The 18,521-nt window shown below is 65.8% G+C and carries 20 protein-coding genes; 19 read left to right on the top strand and 1 reads right to left on the bottom strand.

Annotated elements, in window-relative coordinates; genetic code table 11:
* Positions 1-132 precede the first annotated feature (132 nt).
* The 10 genes from A2G96_RS08490 (at position 133) to A2G96_RS08445 (ending at position 9,017) form a co-directional block, all read left to right on the top strand.
* Complete coding sequence (locus tag A2G96_RS08490; protein WP_062798514.1) at positions 133-885, top strand: OST-HTH/LOTUS domain-containing protein; 753 nt, start codon at positions 133-135, stop codon at positions 883-885.
* Between the two features lie 188 nt (positions 886-1,073).
* Positions 1,074-1,862, top strand: a complete 789-nt coding sequence (locus A2G96_RS08485) for a PFL_4669 family integrating conjugative element protein (protein WP_004362271.1) — start codon at positions 1,074-1,076, stop codon at positions 1,860-1,862.
* Complete coding sequence (locus A2G96_RS08480; protein WP_062798512.1) at positions 1,859-2,407, top strand: DUF3158 family protein; 549 nt, start codon at positions 1,859-1,861, stop codon at positions 2,405-2,407. The genes A2G96_RS08485 and A2G96_RS08480 overlap by 4 nt, the downstream gene beginning before the upstream one ends.
* Entirely contained in the window at positions 2,404-2,787 is a 384-nt protein-coding gene (locus tag A2G96_RS08475; RefSeq protein WP_062798511.1) for a single-stranded DNA-binding protein, read from the top strand. The genes A2G96_RS08480 and A2G96_RS08475 overlap by 4 nt, the downstream gene beginning before the upstream one ends.
* 294 nt (positions 2,788-3,081) lie before the next feature.
* On the top strand, positions 3,082-5,097 hold the full coding sequence (locus tag A2G96_RS08470) for a DNA topoisomerase III (protein ID WP_062798508.1): 2,016 nt from the start codon (positions 3,082-3,084) through the stop codon (positions 5,095-5,097).
* Positions 5,098-5,876: 779 nt separating this feature from the next.
* Entirely contained in the window at positions 5,877-6,113 is a 237-nt protein-coding gene (locus tag A2G96_RS08465; RefSeq protein WP_062798506.1) for a hypothetical protein, read from the top strand.
* Positions 6,114-6,138: 25 nt separating this feature from the next.
* Positions 6,139-6,531, top strand: coding sequence for a hypothetical protein (locus A2G96_RS08460; protein ID WP_011829941.1), 393 nt, complete (start codon positions 6,139-6,141; stop codon positions 6,529-6,531).
* 250 nt (positions 6,532-6,781) lie between these two features.
* A complete protein-coding gene (locus A2G96_RS08455; protein ID WP_062798504.1) occupies positions 6,782-7,498 on the top strand; it encodes a DUF5983 family protein in 717 nt (238 codons plus the stop codon).
* Positions 7,499-7,788: 290 nt separating this feature from the next.
* Positions 7,789-8,586 (top strand): hypothetical protein, encoded by a 798-nt coding sequence (locus A2G96_RS08450; protein WP_062798502.1) that lies wholly within the window; start codon positions 7,789-7,791, stop codon positions 8,584-8,586.
* Positions 8,587-8,651: 65 nt separating this feature from the next.
* The gene (locus A2G96_RS08445) at positions 8,652-9,017 is read left to right on the top strand and encodes a DUF3085 domain-containing protein (RefSeq protein WP_062798499.1); all 366 of its coding nucleotides are present in this window, start codon (positions 8,652-8,654) and stop codon (positions 9,015-9,017) included.
* A 76-nt stretch (positions 9,018-9,093) separates the two neighbouring features.
* Here the strand turns inward: A2G96_RS08445 and A2G96_RS08440 are convergent, their stop codons facing one another.
* The gene (locus A2G96_RS08440) at positions 9,094-10,341 is read right to left on the bottom strand and encodes an SH3 domain-containing protein (protein ID WP_062798497.1); all 1,248 of its coding nucleotides are present in this window, start codon (positions 10,339-10,341) and stop codon (positions 9,094-9,096) included.
* Positions 10,342-10,740: 399 nt separating this feature from the next.
* Between A2G96_RS08440 and A2G96_RS08435 the strand changes: the two genes are divergently transcribed.
* The 9 genes from A2G96_RS08435 (at position 10,741) to A2G96_RS08395 (ending at position 18,516) form a co-directional block, all read left to right on the top strand.
* Positions 10,741-11,292 carry an STY4534 family ICE replication protein gene (locus A2G96_RS08435; RefSeq protein ID WP_062798495.1) on the top strand — a complete coding sequence of 184 codons (552 nt, stop codon included), beginning with the start codon at positions 10,741-10,743 and terminating at the stop codon, positions 11,290-11,292.
* A gap of 55 nt (positions 11,293-11,347) precedes the next feature.
* On the top strand, positions 11,348-11,959 hold the full coding sequence (locus A2G96_RS08430; protein ID WP_062798493.1) for a DUF3275 family protein: 612 nt from the start codon (positions 11,348-11,350) through the stop codon (positions 11,957-11,959).
* Between the two features lie 89 nt (positions 11,960-12,048).
* Positions 12,049-12,414 (top strand): hypothetical protein, encoded by a 366-nt coding sequence (locus tag A2G96_RS08425; RefSeq protein WP_062798491.1) that lies wholly within the window; start codon positions 12,049-12,051, stop codon positions 12,412-12,414.
* An 84-nt stretch (positions 12,415-12,498) separates the two neighbouring features.
* A complete protein-coding gene (locus A2G96_RS08420) occupies positions 12,499-13,149 on the top strand; it encodes a hypothetical protein (RefSeq protein ID WP_062798489.1) in 651 nt (216 codons plus the stop codon).
* A gap of 65 nt (positions 13,150-13,214) precedes the next feature.
* Positions 13,215-14,324 carry a DUF6094 domain-containing protein gene (locus A2G96_RS08415; RefSeq protein WP_062798486.1) on the top strand — a complete coding sequence of 370 codons (1,110 nt, stop codon included), beginning with the start codon at positions 13,215-13,217 and terminating at the stop codon, positions 14,322-14,324.
* A 101-nt stretch (positions 14,325-14,425) separates the two neighbouring features.
* Complete coding sequence (locus A2G96_RS08410; RefSeq protein ID WP_062798484.1) at positions 14,426-14,731, top strand: hypothetical protein; 306 nt, start codon at positions 14,426-14,428, stop codon at positions 14,729-14,731.
* A gap of 100 nt (positions 14,732-14,831) precedes the next feature.
* Entirely contained in the window at positions 14,832-17,105 is a 2,274-nt protein-coding gene (locus A2G96_RS08405; protein ID WP_062798482.1) for a helicase-related protein, read from the top strand.
* A gap of 197 nt (positions 17,106-17,302) precedes the next feature.
* Entirely contained in the window at positions 17,303-17,872 is a 570-nt protein-coding gene (pilL2, locus tag A2G96_RS08400; RefSeq protein ID WP_062798479.1) for a PFGI-1 class ICE element type IV pilus protein PilL2, read from the top strand.
* Entirely contained in the window at positions 17,869-18,516 is a 648-nt protein-coding gene (locus tag A2G96_RS08395) for a hypothetical protein (protein ID WP_062798477.1), read from the top strand. Before pilL2 ends, A2G96_RS08395 begins: the two co-directional genes overlap by 4 nt.
* Positions 18,517-18,521 lie beyond the last annotated feature (5 nt).

Raw genomic sequence — 18,521 nt, 5'->3', positions numbered from 1 at the left:
AGCCACGCACGAGCCCGGCCGATGATGGACATGACGACTTCCCCCGTCACAAACGTACTGCAACCACTGCAGCGAGACGTTCAGCGCTTGCTGGGCAGATGCCTGTTGCGCCTTCAACAATACGAGCGCCTCATGAAAGCCATCGTGGCCCACCACGAGATTTCAGGCCCGGCGCATTCGCTGGAGGCCATTCGCGCAGCGCGGATTGAAGATGCCGCGACCAAGACCCTGGGCACGTTGGTCGGACAACTGTTTGGTTCGTATGTCGTCACCGATGGAAATGGCGGCGAGGAACGCGACGACGCTCTTCCCGGCGACGTGATTTCCTTTCGCACGCGCGTGCAACTGAGCCTGTCTGCGCAGGACTACGCCAACACCCAGGCCGACCTCAAAGACCTGGTATCGCTGCGCAACACTCTGGTGCACCACTTCATCGATCAGCACGATCTATGGACCGTGGACGGGTGCCGCGTTGCACAGGACGAACTCGGTTCCGCCTACACGCGCATCGATCAACACTTCGAGCAGCTGCGCGGCTGGGCCGAGCACATGGATCAGGCGCGGCGCCTGGCAGCGGAGTTCGTCCCGTCGGATGTGTTCCACGACCTGGTGGTCAATGGCATCGCGCCGGACGGCACGGTGGACTGGCCGGCCGCCGGCATCGTCCGCGCGCTGCGCGAGGCCGCCGCGCAGTTGGCCGTCGAGGGCTGGACACCCATCGCCGCCGCTGGCCGCTGGATCGCGGACCGGCATCCCGAGCAGCTTCCAGCCAAGTACGGCTGCAGCAGTTGGCGGCAGGTGGTGCATGAGTGCCGCCTGTTCGAGCTTCGCTACCGTGAGGTGGAGGGGCAACGGGCCGCCTGGTACAGACCTCGCGAAGCATAGCCCCGCAACGCGGTCTCACCTCCGCGCGAGCCGCGAACACATCCGCCGAGCTATCCCCAGGGGATAGCCGGCACACACAGCCTTCCGCGCGGAACAAACCGGGCGCGCATGGGCTGCGGTTTGTTGACTGACAGCCTTCCGGCCGATGCCGATGCTGGCGACTCGCCAATTCACCGCGAGTCGCTCCCATGGCCAACGAACGCACAGAACCCCTGCAACTGAATCTCGGATCGCTGCGCAGCGCGATGTCGCTGACGCTGCACACGCACCACGCTTCGCGCATCTGGCACGGCCGCGCGCCGACCGAGGGGCGCCCCGGCATCATCGGTCTCAACGGCTTCATCGGCGCCATGAACAAGATGAAGCGCGGCGCCGAGCAGGACGACCCGTACTCGGACTGGTGGATGTTGCGGATCGAGGACAAGCTCGCCGACACCAAGACCCGTCTGCAGACCCTGCGCGACCAGGTGGATCAGGCCTTGGCCGACGTGCCATCGGCGCTGTCGCTGGGCGAGAACATGAACGTGCAGCCGGTGAAGCTGCCGCTGTTCGTGAACGCCCAGCTCGGCTTCATGGCGGTGTATCTGCTGGCCGACTACGACGACCTGGCACGCAAACTCATCCTGGCGCACCACACGGCGCTGATCGACCGCAGCACCTTGGAGCGCTGGCTCAATGATGGTGCGCACGCGCTGCGCAGCCTGTTCTCGCTGGCCCAGCAGTACCGCTACTCGGGCACGACGCGCGACGACTTCGCGGCGAAGAACGCGGCGGCGCGAGCGGCGCTGGAGAAGTTCGGCGAGTTGCCGCAGGACGTGCTGGAAGGCACGCGCCGCTCGCGCTTCGCGCCACCCATCGCGCGGCGGACGAACAAGCCCGGCACGCCGCCTGCTGCGCCTGCCATCGTGCCCGATGCGCAGGCTTCCACGGGTGGCGCAGCCGATGGTGCGGCGGGCGATGAGGGTGCTGGCGCATGACAGCATCGCCCCCTATCAGCCACTCCACGCGCTTCGTGGCGCTGGAACAGGCGGACTTCCAGCGGCTGGAACACGCAGGCTACCTAAAAGGCCTTTTACAGCCTTTTAAGGGTAAGGGGAGTCTGGAGACCTGGGCCAGCCAGTGCGCAGCGCTGCGCGACGACGTGATTGGCCTGGCGCAGCGGCGCGTGCTGCCCCAGGCGCGCGCCTATCCATTCAGTCTGCTCGACGTGCAACTGGCCCAGCAGGCCACTGGCGCAGGGACGACCTTCCTGCGCTGGCGCAACCTCGACCGTTCCTCCATGGGCGTGGCGTTGTGGGAGGCCCTGCTGGCCAACCCCGCGACGCCGGCCTCGCTGATCGACGAGCTGTACGCGATCGAACTGCAGCGCATCGTGCTGAACATGCAGATCAGTCTGACCCACAGCATCTCTCGCCAAGCCCTGGAATGCGCCAACAAGGCCGCGCAGGCCGAAGCGGCTTACCTGCGGCGCGTCCACGGGCATACCGCGTCCGTTCCACCCACCACCAAGGAGTCACCATGAGCACGCACTTCGTCGGCGAGGGCAACATCGGTTCTGCGCCGGACTACCGCGAATTTCCGAACGGCAACGACGAGCCGCGCCGGCTGCTTCGCCTGAACGTCTACTTCGACAACCCGATCCCGAAGAAGGACGGCGAGTACGAAGATCGCGGCGGCTTCTGGGCGCCGGTGGAACTGTGGCATCGCGAGGCCGAGCACTGGAAGACGCTGTACCAGAAAGGTATGCGGGTGCTGGTCGAGGGCCGCACCGTGCGCGACGAATGGGAGGACGCCGACGAGAACGAGCGCGTGACGTTCAAGGTCGAGGCGCGGCGCGTGGGCATCCTGCCGTACCGCATCGAGTCGGTGGCGCTCAGCGCCAAGCCGGCCGGCGGACAGTAATTCGCCCATCGCCGTTCCCCCGAGGGCGGCTGTAGCAACCGTCATACGCCCGCGATGCACCAGCGAGCTATCCCCAGGGGATAGCTCCAAGGTCGTCCACGGAGTTCCAGCCGCCCTCCCGAAACGACGCTCTTGCTGTGCCAGCTCCTACGATCTATGCACACCGCTGCGGCAACGAACCGCCTGCCAATCACAAAGCGGTGTCTGCATCAATCGACTTCCTTGCTGCCGGCATCTCCTGGCCCCGCCAAGCTGACGCCCATCCGATGAACCGCACATTTCCAAGGAGGCTTCATGCGCGTGTTCCTGTGCGAGAAGCCGTCCCAGGGCAAGGACATCGCCCGTGTGCTGGGTGCCGTTCAACGCGGCAACGGCTGCTACAGCGGCGCGGGTGTCGTCGTGACCTGGTGCATCGGTCATCTGGTGGAGGCGGTTCCGCCCGAAGGCTACGGCGAGCAATACAAGCGCTGGGCCATCGAGCAACTGCCCATTCTTCCCGAGCGTTGGCGTGTCGAGCCCAAGGCGGCGACCGCAGCGCAATTCAAGGTCGTGCAGCAGCTCGTCGCCAAGGCGGGCGAGCTGGTGATAGCGACCGACGCCGACCGCGAGGGCGAGATGATCGCCCGCGAGATCATCGACCTGTGCGGCTACCGCGGGCCGATTCAGCGCCTGTGGCTGTCGGCGCTCAACGATGCGTCGATCCGCAAAGCGCTGCGTGCGCTCAAGCCGTCCGCCGAGACGCTGCCGCTGTATTTCTCCGCACTCGCCCGATCGCGCGCCGACTGGCTGATCGGGATGAACTTGAGCCGCTTGTTCACACTGCTGGGGCGTCAGGCCGGCTATACGGGCGTGCTGTCGGTGGGGCGCGTGCAGACGCCGACGCTGAAGTTGGTCGTGGATCGTGATCGCGAGATCGCGCGATTCGTCTCCATGCCGTATTGGGCCGTGGATGTGCTGCTATCCCATGCCGGCCAATCCTTCACCGCGAGCTGGATACCGCCCGAAGGCAGCACGGATGCAGCGGGTCGCTGCCTTCAGCAGCCGGTGGCGCAGCAGGCTGCGGATCGCATTCGCGCGGCACGCGATGCGCAGGTCGTGTCGGTGGACACCGAGCGCGTGCGCGAGGCACCGCCGCTGCCGTTCGACCTGGGCACGCTGCAGGAGGTGTGCTCCAAGCAGTTGGGCCTCGACGTGCAGGAGACGCTGGACATTGCCCAGGCGCTGTACGAGACGCACAAGGCGACAACGTACCCGCGCTCCGATTCGGGCTACCTGCCCGAGAGCATGCTGGCCGAGGTGCCGACCGTACTCGACAGCCTGGTCAAGACCGACCCCAGCCTGCGGCCGCTGATCGAGCGCCTGGATCGCAACCAGCGTTCGCGTGCGTGGAACGACGGCAAGGTGTCGGCTCACCACGGCATCATCCCGACGCTGGAGCCCGCCAACCTGTCGGCCATGAACGAGAAGGAACTGGCCGTCTACCGGCTGATCCGCGCTCATTACCTCGCGCAGTTCCTCCCGCACCATGAGTTCGACCGGACGGTAGCGCAGTTCTCGTGCGGCAGTCAGTCGCTGGCGGCCGTGGGCAAGCAGATTGCCGTCATCGGCTGGCGTGAGGTGCTGGCGACGCCGGGGCCGGACGATGCCGGTGGCGAGGATGCGCAGCACAGCCAGGTGCTGCCCGCCCTGCATGCGGGCCTGTCCTGCCCGGTCGGAAAGGTGGATCTCAAGGCGCTGAAGACGCTGCCGCCCAAACCCTACACGCAGGGCGAGCTGATCAAGGCCATGAAGACCGTCGCCAAGTTCGTGACCGACCCGCGCCTGAAACAGAAGCTGCGAGATACCACCGGCATCGGCACCGAGGCGACACGCGCCAACATCATCAACGGTCTGATCGGTCGCGGCTACCTGGTCAAGAAAGGCCGCGCCGTCCGCGCTTCCGACGCGGCATTCACGCTCATCGACGCGGTGCCCTCGGCCATCGCCGACCCCGGCACCACGGCGGTGTGGGAGCAGGCGCTCGACATGATCGAGGCCGGCCAGATGGCGCTGGACACCTTCATCGAGAAGCAGTCCGTGTGGGTCGGCCAGCTCGTGCAGCAGTACCGCGGCGCAACGCTCTCGCTCAAGCTGCCGCCGGCGCCGGCCTGCCCGCAGTGCGGCGCACCGATGCAGCAGCGCACGGGCAAAAGCGGCGCGTTCTGGTCCTGCTCGCGCTACCCGGACTGCAAGGGCACGTTGCCGATCGAGTCCCCGACGGGCCAGCGCAGCGCACCGCGCAAGCGGCGCGCTGCCTCCAAGGCGTCCTGATCCTCGCTTCCCCCCTGCCGCGCCGGCCACTTCACTGGCGGCGAGGCAAACGTCCCGCACCGCGCGGGACTCCAAAGCGCGCGTCTCCTTCTGCAACGGTGTGCGCGCCCCGTCTGCCCGCCATCGGGCGACGGGGCGAGAAGGTCATTGCTCCACGAATCGCGCCCGCCGCCATTCCCTTGATCGGTGTGCCTTGCCTCGGCCACGAGGGGCTTCCTGACGCCTTGCCGCCGCGCGAGCCGTGAGGAGGCCCCTTGGGCCGAGGGTATTCCGTGCCGGTGCCCTCCGGCGGAACAACGGGCTCCCTTTGTGCGCGTATGCGTGCCAAAGGTTTCCGGCCCCAGCCACGAAACGGGCCGGGTGCGATTGCTGACGCAGCGAACGGCTTTGACGACGGCCTGCGCTGACGCAGCCCACAGGTGGTTTTCCTTCCTCTCCAGCCGAAGGCCCGCGTGGCCTTCGGCGCCCTGGTCCTTGCCTTGTCCCGTGACGCGGGCCTGCCCTAAAGCGGGCCGTCCGCGATTCGGTTTTCCCTGCGACGGCAGCCATGCTTCGCGCCCATCCTCACCCATGCGTTGCTGACAGTCGTCAGCGGCATGCCCTGGCAGTCTCGGTCTTCAAGACTGCAACGCGGTTCGCCGCGTTGACCGATCCAGTCCGCTTCGCATCGCCCACCGCGGACGCTCGCCGGCCTGGCGACGATGCACTTTTCTCAACCACCCGAGGGGAACCCCATCCCCTGTGGGATGCGTGCTCCCCGACCCACCAAGGAGCACGGCATGTCTGAACCTTCCGCATCTTCCTCTGCAACCGCAGTGCGCAGTGGTGCGCTGGCGCTGACCTGGACCGGCAAGCGTCTGCCGCTACAGGTGCTGCGCAGCGCGGCCGGCCAATACATCGGCACGCAAGACGACGAAGGCCCGGTATCGCGGGAGTCCGTCGAGTATTTCCCCACCCACCTCGCAGCACAGCGCGCCCTGGATACCCATGCCTGGACGCAGCGCGCTCACCCCTGATTCCCACCCTTCAAGGAGTTCTCTCATGAATCTGTCTTTGCCCGAAGACGTGCTCGATCAGATGGCGCTGGAACAGGCGCACTTCGACGCTGCACCGCAGGCCTTCTTCGAGGCCTGGAAGCGCGGCGCGCAGATCGCCGGCCACGAGTGGTTCGGCGACGGCACACGCGAAGGTCTGCAGCGTGCCACCACCAAGTGGGATCTGCGGCCCAACATGCTGATGCTCAACGACGCCCTGGGCGTGCTGAGCAGCGGTCAACGCATGTTCCTGTCCGCGATGGTGAGCTTCTACAACGCCCGCGAGGGTGGCGCGATGCTCAAGCGTTGCGGCTTCGAGGGGCTGTCCGACTTCGGCGGCCTCGATCTGGAACGGCGCCAGGTCATCGCTGACCTCACGCTGCACTACAACGGCTGGTGAGCCGCGCCTGGCAACCCACCGTCCTTTCATCCCACCCCACGAGGGACATGCGTCCCCGTTCGGGGCCATGTCCCTCCTTCTTTTCGCAGGAGCGGCCATGTCCCGAATCAGCATCTTCCACTGACCCGCACCGCCCGCCACCAGGGCGGTCCGACGCCGCGGCCGGCTGACCGGCTGCCACTTCATCCACTCGCTGGGGTTCAATCCCCGGCAGGGGATTGCCTCGGCCATCCTCTGCTGGAGGAATCCCATGTCCCATTCCAACAATCCCTTCGTCCGCGGCTACGATAGCCTGTCCGTGCAACGGCTGCTGGCGATTGCCTACGACGACGACTGCCCGCTGAGCTACCTCCCGCTGCACGTCTCGCAGTCGCACCTGCCGGACAGCCAGGTCGAGCTCCATGCCTGCGTCTTCTGCGACGACTTCGCGCTGATCACGGAAGGCCAGAACGTGCCGCCCGAGCTGGACGCGCAGTGCCCCAGCCATGGCATCGCCCGAAACCTCGTCTACGCCGTCATGGCCGAAGAAGCCGGCAAGCCGCTGCACGTCGGCGACACCTACTCCGAGGAAGCCGCGGGAGAGGTGGTACGCCGCCTGCGCTTCGAGACCGGGTTCTACAGCCGTGCCTGGGAAATCAGTTCGGCGCACATCACCGAGGAGGCCGGCCGCTATCTGGCCAACCTGGCCGACATCGCCACGCCGAGCGGTTTTCTGTTCGTCGCCTTCCGCATCCCGTACAGCCCCGCGATCGGCGTGAAGTTGATCGCCACCCCCTGGACGGATGCGAACCTGCAGCATGTCGAGGGCATCACCGCCGAAGAGCTGCGGCAGGAGCACCGGGCCAAGGGCGTGCCGGAGTCCCTCGTGGAAGTGTTGCACCTGGCTGCGCTCGCTGACGTTCGCATGTTGGTGTTCGATGCCGACGCGCCCGTGCTGGACGGGCTGACGCTCTACGACGACAAGTAACCCGCAACCCATTCGAGCCCCCACGTCGGGGCTCTTCTTTTTCGCGGAACGCGGTGCCGGCGCATTGCCGATTCCCAACGGACGGCCGCCGCCATGTGCCGCACGCTGGCCGCATGTTCGCTGGCGTTGCCGGCAGCATGCCCAGGCAGTCGAGACCTTCAAGACTGCGGCGCGGTTCGCCGTGCTGGTTGCTTCGTTCTCCGGGCGCACCCGCGTCCATCCACCTCACCCTCAAGGGACAGACCTCCCTTGCGGGCGGGAGTCCCTTGGTTGCCACAAGGAGTCTCCCCATGGATACCCAAGCCATCCGCGCACAGATGCCGACGCTCGTTGTCGGTCATGTGCCTTCCAACGTCCGTTCGTTCAAGTTCAACATCTTCGACGGCCAGCCCAAGGTTTCGACGCTGGGCTTTCACATCGACCCGAAGCCTTTCGAGGGCAAGGTCATCGCCACCACCGACGAGGCCATCGTCGTCAAGACGGGACGGGCCGAGTTCGCGGTGCTCGATCGCACCCTCGTGACCGAAGTGCCCGACGAGGGCGCCAAGGTGCAGGTCGAACCCTATGTCAGACGCCGGTTCGACGGTCAGCGGGCGGACACGCCCGAGGAGCAAACCGAGTTCACCGCCGATGGCCAGCCCTACACGGTGAAGCGGTTCGTGCTCGGGTCCGCACCGGCGAAGCTGCCGATCCCCGAGCCGCGCTGCCCCGAGCTGCAGGAACTGGTCGACCAACTGGAGCAGTTGCCCGCTCCCGACGGTTTCCGGCGCATCACCCACATGCTGGTGGATGCCGGTGCGCGGGACATCACCTGGGTCGATCCGCTGCCCGCCGACATCATCCGCACGCCACCGGCCATCGGCTTCACCGTCGCCACGATGAAGTTCCAGGGTCGCGTCACCGTGCTGTATGAGCGTGGCCTCGACCTCTACGCGGTGGAGCTGCACCGCGCCGGCGAGCTGGTCGAACGGGTCGATGAGGTGTTCTTCGACACCCTCGGCGAGACGCTGGAACGGCTGATCGACGACGGGAGCTGGCGGCGCATCCGCGTGCAGTGCCTGTCGGGTCGCAAGGCTGTCCGGCACTGACCTGCACACAGCCTCCCGCTCTCTCGGCGGGAGGCCATTCATTCTTTTCTCTCGAGATTACATCCATGTCAGTTCGATTCAAGGGCTCGGACCTGCGACCCGTGTTCGCCGAAGCGGTGGTCAACCAATGCCGCGTCATCCTGGTCAAGGACCAGGGCGCGTACTTCCTGGCCGAACGCGGCGATCGCTGGCCCGACGGACGCCAGAAGTTCATCGCCTACGCCGAGGACTGCAGTCCGGATGTCGATGCGTTCGATGACTGGTGGGAGCTGGCGCGCGCCGAGTTCCGTGGCGACGACTTCGGCGAGTTCTTCGATCCGCACGATGGTGTCTTCGCGCTCATCCTGAGCAGCGAGGGCGACCTCGAGGTGTTCGCCACGGCAACGCAGCTGTCGCTGCAGGCCATGACGCCGATGCAGAATGCCAATTGACCACCCTGTCACAGCCCCCAGTTTCGGGGGCTCTTCATTTCTGGTGCGGTTTCCCGTTCAGACGGCCCAAGGCGGGCTACCTCGCATCTTTGGAGTAGTTCGTCGGCACTCGTTCCAAGTACTTCTTCAGGACCCAGCCCGTGCGGTACTCCTCATGCAGCCAGTGGTAGTACTCGACCTCGACCCACTTGCCGTCCTTGTCAACGGCACGCACCACCTCGTTGGGCAAGAGCTTCCCTGCGACAGTTGCCCCGTTCTCGGGTTTCGAGCGCACCGTGGCCGTTCGTTCGCGTACGACGAACCGCGTCTCTGGCTCCTCGGCGGCCTGAGCCAAAGCCTTCTCCAACAGCACGGTGAGGCTCTGAATCTGTTGGGCCTGCACCTGCAATGCCGCCGCGGTCTGTGCCTGAAAGGTCTCCGTCCTGGGCTGTTGCAGCGAGTTGTTGTACTCCTGGTACACGAAAATCCAGAGTGTTAACAGAAAGCTGAGAATGGCCAGGGCATCAGCCTGTTTTCGGCTGAGAAGACCCTTCTCAGGACGCTCGGCCAGTTCGCGCAGTGTCCCATCGGGTTCAACCCCGAGCAGGGCAAGTTGCTCCTCGATGCCTTCTCGCCCCAAGAGCCTCGCCAGGGTTGCAGCGGAGTCCCAGTCGATAGTGGGCAATGCCACTTTGCCAAGCCGGTCGTGAATCTCCTTGAACGAGCCCACCATGTCCAGCACCTCGCTGGGCACCTTCCACCGCCCATTGACGTGCTCGAAGTCCCTGACATAGTTCTGGATGCTGTTGCCAACTCCCAGGTCGTCGAAGAGCCTCCTTGCCTGAACCCGTGAGTTTTCGATCTGCTGGGCCCACATCTTGGCAGCAGACCCGGCCCCAGTGGCTTGAGACAGGATGTCGTCGAGCCGATCTCGGAGCGAAACCCCCTCGGTAATCTCCTTGATGAGCCTTTGGGTGGAATCGTCCAGCATGAGGCTCTTGCGGATGTCGGCCAATGGTTCGAGCATTCTGCGGACGCTCTCCTGCTCGGCACGCTGCGCCTCTTGCCACAGTTTCAGAGTTTCCATCGCTGAGCAGTCTGCCCGAAGCAGGCCCGTGCATTCCCGAGCAATGTCGGACGCTGGGAACTGCAACGCCTTGATGTCCCTCAGCACTTGTCCATAGGCCGAACCCGCTTGCGTGAGCTCTTTCATTTGCCTGGCGATGGAGTCGGTATGGGCCAGGGCGTGACGCCATGAAACCCGCTCATCTTCCATTCGGGCCATTTCTCGGGCGAGCATCCCCTCCGCGGTCACTTCACGAATTTTCCCCAGATCCAAGTTCATCCCCAGAAGTCATTCTCTGCCACAGGTCATGGAATTAGACCTCATTTCAAACCCGCATCGGCAAACTTCTGGAAGGCTTCCCTGTGCATCCAGGCACCGGAAAAACGGATCCCAACCGCGTCCGATTCAGGCTCGCCTCCGGCACGCCCTCATGCCACGGTTGTCGCCATGTTCCGCTGACCCTCGTCAGCAACATTCCCACGTAGCCACGATCCTCAAGGCTACGGCGCGGTTCCGGCCGCGTTGATCACCCCAGTTCGCACCGGCATCCATGCGCGAACGGCCATCGGTTCTCGATGGCGATGCCACCAAGCTGTTCCTTCAACCCACGCGGGGGTTCCACACCTTCCCCGCCTGGGTCGGGTGTGTCTCCGCCTCATTGTTCTCAGGAGATTCACCATGACCACTTCCACCGACAAGTCCTACTTCGATCTGCACATCACCGGCCTCGGGTATCTCAATCGCATCCGCGAAGTGAAGCCCAAGAAAGGCGATGCGTTCCTGGCCTGCGACATCGCGGCCCTGAACGGTCCCAGCGATGACGTCTCGTACGTGCGTTTCGACACGCGCGTATCGGGATCGGAAGCGCAGCACCTGGTGCGCCGCTGCATTCAGGCGGTCGACGCCGAGAAGAAGGTGATGATCGGCTTCCGCCTGGGCGACCTGTGGACCGACACCTTCACCTACTCCAAGGGCAAGCGTGCCGGCGAGCAGGGGGTGAGCCTCAAGGCCCGCCTGCTGTTCGTCAGTTGGATCAAGGTCGACGGCAAGCTCGTCTACAAGGCCGAACCCAAGCCGACCGAGACCGACGAGCGGGACCCGGAAGTCCCTGTGACGTCCGACGCGCCCGCCGCGCAGCAAGCCTCGGCACCGGAGCCTTCCAAGCCCCTCGCCGATGCTGCCGACGACGCAGCCAATGCCCCCGCATTGGCCGTTGCCGAGTCGTTCTGATCCGCAAGGCCCCATCCCCGGGGCCTTGTCCTCTCTTCGTCAGCAGGAGACCTTCATGATCACCATCCCCGGCCAGTTGGCCATCAAGACCATCCACGGCAGGAACGGCGACTTCAACGTCGGCCGCCTGGCGACCTCGATCGGCGAGTTCGTCGTGAAGAACGCCGAACTCGATCAGTATCGCGAGGGCAAGTACGACGGTGATTTCGTCATCGTCGAGATTCGCCCCTCCACGTATAACGCCAACGGCCGCATGGTCATCGAAATCCGCGCCCATCTGGGCGGAATGACGCTGTCCGCCATCGACGCCCTGAGCCGCGACGAAGCCCGCCGGCTGAGTCCGCAGGAAGTCGATCCGATCGACGAGGAAGCGCAGGCGCCCGTGCCGGCATCGCCCCCGGCCAAGCCGAAGGCGGAGCCGCGCAGTCCGCGCGATCCCCTGGTTGATACCACGCCGTTCGGCAGCGAACCGGCTCCCGTGTCCGCTGCGGCCTCGGCCGAGGCAGACGACGCGGCGCTGTTCGGTGCCTTGTGGCCCCTGCGCGAGACCGTGAAGCTCGATGCGACCGTGGATCGTCGTGTGCTGCGTCAGCAGCGCGACCGTCTCGACAAGCTGGGCTACGAGTTCGCTCCGTTGTCCCAGGACTGGCACCTCAAAGCTGCCTGATCCATCCGCCGCCTTGCGCGGCATACCGCCACCCGCCGGGGTTCTCCCCCGACGGGGAGGGCTCCGGCCTTTTCTTCAAGGAGACCCTCATGGGCTGGACCTTCGTTCGTCAGACGCGCGATCAGTTGATCCGCGAGCTGCTCGCTCCGCAGGCGTCCGAACGCGCTTGCTGCGAAGTCATCGACCACACGCTGGACGGCGACGTTCTGTGGACCGTGGTTCGCGTCACCGCCAGGCAGGCGGGCGTCATGGGCCTCGTGGCCGGTGAGTCCGTCTGCTACATCGGCTGCCATCTGCTGGAAAGCTCGGGCGGCGATTGGGGCTACAAGTCCCTCGATGAGTCCGTGCATCCGTACTACTACTCGTGCCCGCTGCGCTACCTCGACATGGCGCCGGTGCAAAGCTCCGAGTGGCGCGAGCGGGTTCACCGCTTCCACGCGGGACGCCCTGTCTAGCGGCACGCATCTTCCTTCACCCAACCGGGGCGAGCACTGCCCCGCGGGCTGTGGTTGCTCCTTCATTTCCAAGAGGACATCACCATGCCTGCACCTTCTTCCGCGAAACCGCTGTACCGCATCGACGAATGCCCCGACCTCATGGCCGACGGTTGCGTCGGTGACGAGCAGGACAATCTCGTCTTCCTGTCGATCTGGGCGCGCGACACCGCCGTTCAGGAGTTCCTCGCCCGCCTGACCCTCGGCCGGGATGAACAGGGACTGGATCAGTTCCACGTCATGACCGAGCAGGGCGCATCCATCCCGGTCTTCGTCGGCAACGTCGAGAACCTGGAAAAGCGCATCACCCGCGCCTATCGGCGAACGCTGTTCGGTTCGCTGACGAATGTGTGGCTGTTCGATCGTCGCTGCGTGAAGCCAGACAAGGCCAACGCCAGCGCGCTGGCGCTGCTGCCCAGGGATTCCGCTCACCGGCTCGACCGGCTGTGGACCCTGGTGCAGGACACCTGCCCGCTGCCACTGCTCGACCACTGGCGCGACACCGTGCTGGAGCTGTTGCAGACACGGCGGATGCTGACCGGTCTTCCCTTGGCCCTCGGGCCACTGGAAGGCCATCGGCTGGCCCTCGATGTCCCGGCGCTGACGAAGGCGCTGGGCGAACTGATTCGCAACGGCACCCTCGGCGCCACGCAGTACGAACTGGCCGCGAACGCACCGCTTCGGCGTGTGGCGTGAGCCATCCCCACGGGCATGCGCGCCGCGCGTGCCCGCCTTCCCTCATCCATCACCAGGAGAAATCCATGGCACTCATGTTTCCGCGCCTGGCGCGCAATTTCATTCGTAACGGCTATTTCCCCACCGACGAGCCGACGCTGGAGCGGGCCTTGTCCGCACTGGCGCCGTGTCCCGGCTCCATGTCCCTCCTCGATCCCTGCGCCGGCGAAGGCGTGGCGATCGCCGAAGCTGCCCACGCCCTCGGGCGCGAGCAGGTCCAGGCCTTCGCCGTCGAGTACGACGCCGAGCGTGCCCGCCACGCACGGCAACTGGTCGATCACTGCATCCACGGTGACCTGATGGACACGCTGATCTCGCGCCAGTCCTTCGGGCTGCTGTGGCTGAACCCGCCGTATGGCGACCTGAGCAAGGACGTGAACGGCAACATCGGCTATCAGGGCCAGGGCCGTGCGCGGCTGGAAAAGCTGTTCTATCAGCGCGCGCTGCCGCTGCTGCAATACGGCGGTGTGCTGATCTTCATCGTGCCGTCCTACGTGCTCGACGCCGAGCTGGTCGGATGGCTGACGCGCCACTTTGCCGACCTGCGCATCTACCGTGCGGTGGAAACGCAGTTCAAGCAGGTAGTGATCTTCGGTCGCAGGATTCGTCAACGCGACCAGGCATCGGAGTCGGTCAAGGCCACCCGCGGTCTGCTGCTGCAGATCGGGCAAGGCGACGCCGAAGCCGAGGAACTGCCGCTCGAATGGCCGTTCCTGCCGTACACCGTCCCTGCCAGCCCGGCCGAGCCGGAGCACTTCTATCGCGTGACGATGGAGCCCGAGCAGTTCGCCGATGAAGTCGGCCGGCTGCAAGGGCTCTGGCCGGCGCTCGATACGCACCTGGGCGGCGCGCAGCAGTCGCTGCGTCCACCCGCGCGGGCCTTGTCGCACTGGCATCTCGCCCTGGCCTTGGCCGCGGGCGCGATCTCCGGCGTGGTGAAGTCCAAGAGCGGGCGCGTGCTCGTCGTCAAAGGTGATACCCACAAGGAGAAGACCCTCCAGACGGAATACACCGAACGCGACGACGGCTCCGTGGCCGAGACGCGCATCCTCACCGACAAGTTCGTGCCGGTCATTCGTGCATGGGACTTGACGCTGGGCTCGCCCACGTGGGGCGAAGTGCTGACCATCCGCTGATCGCTGTTCCCTGACGGTTCGCCGTCGCTTTCATCCACCCACCGGGGTCACGTTGCCCCGATGGGGTGCCGTGGCCCGCTTTTCCGAAAGGAGAAACCACCATGGCACTCGCAATCCTCAACCTCGCGTCACAAGCACGCTTTTCGCCCGGGCAGGTGGTCATGACCGCCGGCGTCAACGAGCTGGTCCGACAGGGTCGGCTCAACCCCACGCCGTACCTGCGCCGCCATCTTCATGGCGATTGGGGCGACCTGGACGACAGCGATCGACGGCAGAACGATGCCGCGCTGAAGTCCGGCGAGGATCGTCTGTTCTCGTCCTACCAGGTCACGCGCGACCTGAAGCTCTGGATCATCACCGAATGGGATCGCAGCGTCACCACGCTGCTGTTGCCCAGCGAATACTGATCCGCATCCAGCGGTCTCGCGCCGCTTCTTTCTTCCCACCCAGGGGCATGTCACCGCCCCGTGGGGGAGGTGACATGCCCCATTGCCTTGGAGCATCACCATGTCCCTCGATCTCGAAACCGTTCCCGAAACCGCTGTGCAGGGCGACCTGCTCGAAGCGGCCGCTTCACCCCTCACGCTCAGCCTGCAGGACTTCGTAACGGAGTTCGGCGACGAGTTGCTCGATTCGCTCAACCGTGCCAATCCGCCGGTCTACACCGGCCAGGTGCGGGTGCATCGGCAACTGATCCTCGCCGCGCTTAAGCGCAAGCTGTTCCCCGCGCAAGCCGATGTGGTCCATGCCGTCACCGAGCTGCTGGTCGACCGCGGCGAACGCGCCGCGATCGTCAACGGCGAGATGGGCTGCGGCAAGACGACGGTGGGTATTGCCACCGCCGCCGTGCTCAACGCCGAAGGCTACCGCCGCACCCTGGTGCTCTCGCCACCCCACCTGGTCTACAAGTGGCGGCGCGAGATCCAGGAGACGGTGGCCGGTGCCAAGGTCTGGGTGCTCAATGGCCCGGACACGCTGGTCAAGCTGCTGAAACTGCGCGAGCAGTTGGGCGTGCCGGCGCAGGGCCAGGAGTTCTTCGTCCTGGGCCGCGTGCGGATGCGGATGGGGTTCCACTGGAAACCTGTCTTCGTTCGGCGGCGCGCGCCTCACGGCGACGTGGGGGCCTGCCCGGATTGCGGGCATGTCATCACCGACCTCGACGGCGAGCCGATCAACCCGGTCGAACTCGAAGCCGAGGAGTCCCGCCGCAAATGCAGCCACTGCCGTGCACCGCTGTGGTCGTTGATCCGTCCCAGAGGCCTGTCCGCCAGCGACCAGTCCTCGACCGTGCTCAAGGCACTGAAGCGTATTCCAACCATCGGGGAAGTCACCGCGCAGAAGCTGATGCAAAAGTTCGGTGACGCCTTCCTCGCGTCGATGCTCGGGGACAACATCCACGAGTTCATCAACCTGATGGATGGCAACGGCGAGCTGGTCTTCTCGGACCGGCAAGCCCACCGGATGGAACGCGCGATGGCCAACATGGAGTTCGGCTTCGGCGAGGGCGGCTACCAGCCGTCCGAGTTCATTAAGAGGCAGCTTCCCCAAGGCACGTTCGACCTGCTCATCGCCGACGAGGCGCACGAGTACAAGAACGGCGGCTCCGCACAGGGCCAGGCCATGGGCGTGTTGGCGGCCAAGGCGCGCAAGACGCTATTGCTCACCGGCACACTGATGGGCGGCTACGGCGACGACCTGTTCCACCTGCTGTTCCGAGCCCTTCCGGGGCGGATGATCGAAGACGGCTACCGGCCGACGAAGAGCGGCAGCATGACCTCGGCCGCGATGGCGTTCATGCGCGATCACGGTGTCTTGAAGGACATCTATTCCGAGAGCACTGGCACGGCGCACAAGACGGCCAAGGGCACCAAGGTATCGGTGCGCACGGTCAAGGCGCCGGGCTTCGGTCCGAAGGGCGTGCTGCGTTGCGTCCTGCCGTTCACGGTCTTCCTCAAGTTGAAGGACATCGGTGGCAACGTGCTGCCGCCCTACGACGAGGAGTTCCGCGAAGTCGCGATGGACACGGCGCAGGCCGCGGCCTACCGCGATCTGGCGGGTCGGCTGACCCAGGAGCTGAAGCAGGCCCTGGCGAAGCGCGACACGACGCTGCTCGGTGTAGTCCTCAACGTGCTGCTGGCCTGGCCGGACTGCTGCTTCCGGTCGGAAACAGTGGTGCATCCGCGCACGCGCAACACCCTGGCGTTCGTACCGGCTCAGTTCAACGAGCTGGAAGTGATGCCCAAGGAATGCGAGCTGATCGAGATCTGCAAGCAGGAGAAGGCAGAAGGTCGCAAGACCCTGGTCTATTCGGTCTACACCGGCACGCGCGACACCACGTCGCGTTTGAAGGTGCTGCTGGAGCAGGAAGGCTTCAAGGTGGCGGTACTGCGCGCGAGCGTGGATGCCTCCCGCCGCGAGGACTGGATCGCCGAGCAGTTGGACCGTGGCATCGACGTGCTCATCACCAATCCCGAGCTGGTGAAAACCGGCCTGGACCTGCTGGAGTTCCCGACCATCGTGTTCCTCCAGTCCGGCTACAACGTGTATTCGTTGCAGCAGGCCGCCCGGCGCTCATGGCGCATCGGCCAGAAGCAGCCGGTGCGCGTGATCTACCTCGGCTACGCCAACTCCTCGCAGATGACCTGCCTGGGGTTGATGGCCCGGAAGATCATGGTGTCGCAGAGCACGTCGGGCGACGTGCCCGAGTCCGGACTCGATGTCCTGAACCAGGACGGCGACTCGGTGGAGGTGGCACTGGCACGGCAGCTTGTCACGGTCTGATCCATGTGCTCATGCCGGCGGCCCCTCGGGGTCGCCGGCTTCTTTCCACGGCCCTTCGGGGCCGTTTTTCTTGGGCGTATGACAGTCCATGGCGCCGCCCGCCATGTATTCGGGCGGGCGTCAGTGCGTTTTGTTTGCTGCCCGCAGGCCAAGCGGCGGCGATGGTGAGCGCTCCGTGTTCCAGGGAAGCGCCCTCCATGCAACCATCCATCCGCGCTGTTCACCGCCTGGCCCTCGCCGCTGGCTTGCTGGCCGGCAGTCTGTTGGCCGCCGGCTGCGCCACGACCGCCGCACCGTCTGCGCCAGCGGTGCCGGCCGCATCGCCAACCGCCGTCGCGCCGGAGCCGGGTTTCGTTCCGGTGGCCCGCTATGGCCGCTACACCCTGGTCGAGCTGGTGCCGGAGCCCGCGCAGCGTGATCTCTTGCAACAGGCGGTGGAGGTCTCGATTCCGCCCATGCTCGATGCCAGCGTGGGCGACGCCATGCGCCATGTGCTCCTGCGCTCCGGCTACCGGCTCTGCGATGCGGCCGAAGCCGCCACGCTCTACGCGCTGCCGCTGCCTGCCGCACACCTGCGCCTGGGTCCGCTGATGCTGCGCGATGCCTTGCTGACCCTTGCCGGCCCCGCCTGGGAGCTGTCGGTCGATGACTTGACCCGCCAGGTCTGCTTCAGCCGGCACGGTGCTCCCACCTTCCTTTCCGCCAACCCGCCCGGCGCCGCCACGTCCGTGCCGGACGCCGACCGGCCCGAGGAGACGCAGCCATGACCTTTCCCCAAGCGCCATCCGAGCGCGATACCCGCACGCGCTGGCTCAAGGTCGCCGCGGCCTTCTGGCTGGTCCTCATCAGTGCCGTGGCACTCATCAACAGCGTCGGCCTGTCGCGGCTCGCCGAACAAGCCCAGAGCAGCGCACAGGATGCGCAGCTCAATGCGCTGGGCCTGCGCGTGGCCGATCTCGAACAACGGGCCGATTCGGACAAGCGCCGGCCGGCGCCGATCAGTCAGGCCGAATTCGCCAACGCGCGGCAGGCGCTGGACGAACGGATGACGCGCCTCGAAGAGGCCGACGAGGCGAGGGCCATGGCCGTCGACCTGCAGACGCTGCAGGCGCGCGTGAACGGAATCGAGACCCGCCTGGAGAAGACCCGGCAGGTGGCATCCGCCGCTCGCCCGCGCGCTCCGGTTGTGACGAAGCCCAAGGTGCCGGAGCCGCCGTTCCGTGTGCTCGGCGTGGAGCTGCGGGGAGGCGAGCGCTTTCTGTCGATCACCTCCACCGCCGCGGCCTCGCTCGCGGGCGCCCGGCTGCTGCGCGAGGGCGATGCCGAGGGCGGCTGGCAACTGCAGTCCATCGAGGCGCAGGCGGGCGTGTTCCAGGTGAACGGCCAGACGCAGCGCGTTGCGGTGCCGTAGGAGGT

Source organism: Cupriavidus nantongensis (assembly GCF_001598055.1).
In the GTDB taxonomy this organism is placed as follows: domain Bacteria; phylum Pseudomonadota; class Gammaproteobacteria; order Burkholderiales; family Burkholderiaceae; genus Cupriavidus; species Cupriavidus nantongensis.
Note: the sequence above shows the minus strand (reverse complement) of the source record. Positions and strands in the feature narration are given on the sequence as shown.

Bases quoted from the DNA above. Each gene is read 5' to 3' on its own strand.
- A2G96_RS08445 (WP_062798499.1), top strand. From the start codon at position 8,652: ATGTCAGTTCGATTCAAGGGCTCGGACCTGCGACCCGTGTTCGCCGAA.
- A2G96_RS08455 (WP_062798504.1), top strand. From the start codon at position 6,782: ATGTCCCATTCCAACAATCCCTTCGTCCGCGGCTACGATAGCCTGTCC.
- A2G96_RS08425 (WP_062798491.1), top strand. From the start codon at position 12,049: ATGGGCTGGACCTTCGTTCGTCAGACGCGCGATCAGTTGATCCGCGAG.
- A2G96_RS08465 (WP_062798506.1), top strand. From the start codon at position 5,877: ATGTCTGAACCTTCCGCATCTTCCTCTGCAACCGCAGTGCGCAGTGGT.
- A2G96_RS08415 (WP_062798486.1), top strand. From the start codon at position 13,215: ATGGCACTCATGTTTCCGCGCCTGGCGCGCAATTTCATTCGTAACGGC.
- A2G96_RS08475 (WP_062798511.1), top strand. From the start codon at position 2,404: ATGAGCACGCACTTCGTCGGCGAGGGCAACATCGGTTCTGCGCCGGAC.
- pilL2 (WP_062798479.1), top strand. From the start codon at position 17,303: ATGCAACCATCCATCCGCGCTGTTCACCGCCTGGCCCTCGCCGCTGGC.
- A2G96_RS08430 (WP_062798493.1), top strand. From the start codon at position 11,348: ATGATCACCATCCCCGGCCAGTTGGCCATCAAGACCATCCACGGCAGG.
- A2G96_RS08480 (WP_062798512.1), top strand. From the start codon at position 1,859: ATGACAGCATCGCCCCCTATCAGCCACTCCACGCGCTTCGTGGCGCTG.
- A2G96_RS08485 (WP_004362271.1), top strand. From the start codon at position 1,074: ATGGCCAACGAACGCACAGAACCCCTGCAACTGAATCTCGGATCGCTG.
- A2G96_RS08420 (WP_062798489.1), top strand. From the start codon at position 12,499: ATGCCTGCACCTTCTTCCGCGAAACCGCTGTACCGCATCGACGAATGC.
- A2G96_RS08410 (WP_062798484.1), top strand. From the start codon at position 14,426: ATGGCACTCGCAATCCTCAACCTCGCGTCACAAGCACGCTTTTCGCCC.
- A2G96_RS08440 (WP_062798497.1), bottom strand. From the start codon at position 10,341: ATGAACTTGGATCTGGGGAAAATTCGTGAAGTGACCGCGGAGGGGATG.
- A2G96_RS08395 (WP_062798477.1), top strand. From the start codon at position 17,869: ATGACCTTTCCCCAAGCGCCATCCGAGCGCGATACCCGCACGCGCTGG.
- A2G96_RS08490 (WP_062798514.1), top strand. From the start codon at position 133: ATGAAAGCCATCGTGGCCCACCACGAGATTTCAGGCCCGGCGCATTCG.
- A2G96_RS08435 (WP_062798495.1), top strand. From the start codon at position 10,741: ATGACCACTTCCACCGACAAGTCCTACTTCGATCTGCACATCACCGGC.
- A2G96_RS08450 (WP_062798502.1), top strand. From the start codon at position 7,789: ATGGATACCCAAGCCATCCGCGCACAGATGCCGACGCTCGTTGTCGGT.
- A2G96_RS08405 (WP_062798482.1), top strand. From the start codon at position 14,832: ATGTCCCTCGATCTCGAAACCGTTCCCGAAACCGCTGTGCAGGGCGAC.
- A2G96_RS08470 (WP_062798508.1), top strand. From the start codon at position 3,082: ATGCGCGTGTTCCTGTGCGAGAAGCCGTCCCAGGGCAAGGACATCGCC.
- A2G96_RS08460 (WP_011829941.1), top strand. From the start codon at position 6,139: ATGAATCTGTCTTTGCCCGAAGACGTGCTCGATCAGATGGCGCTGGAA.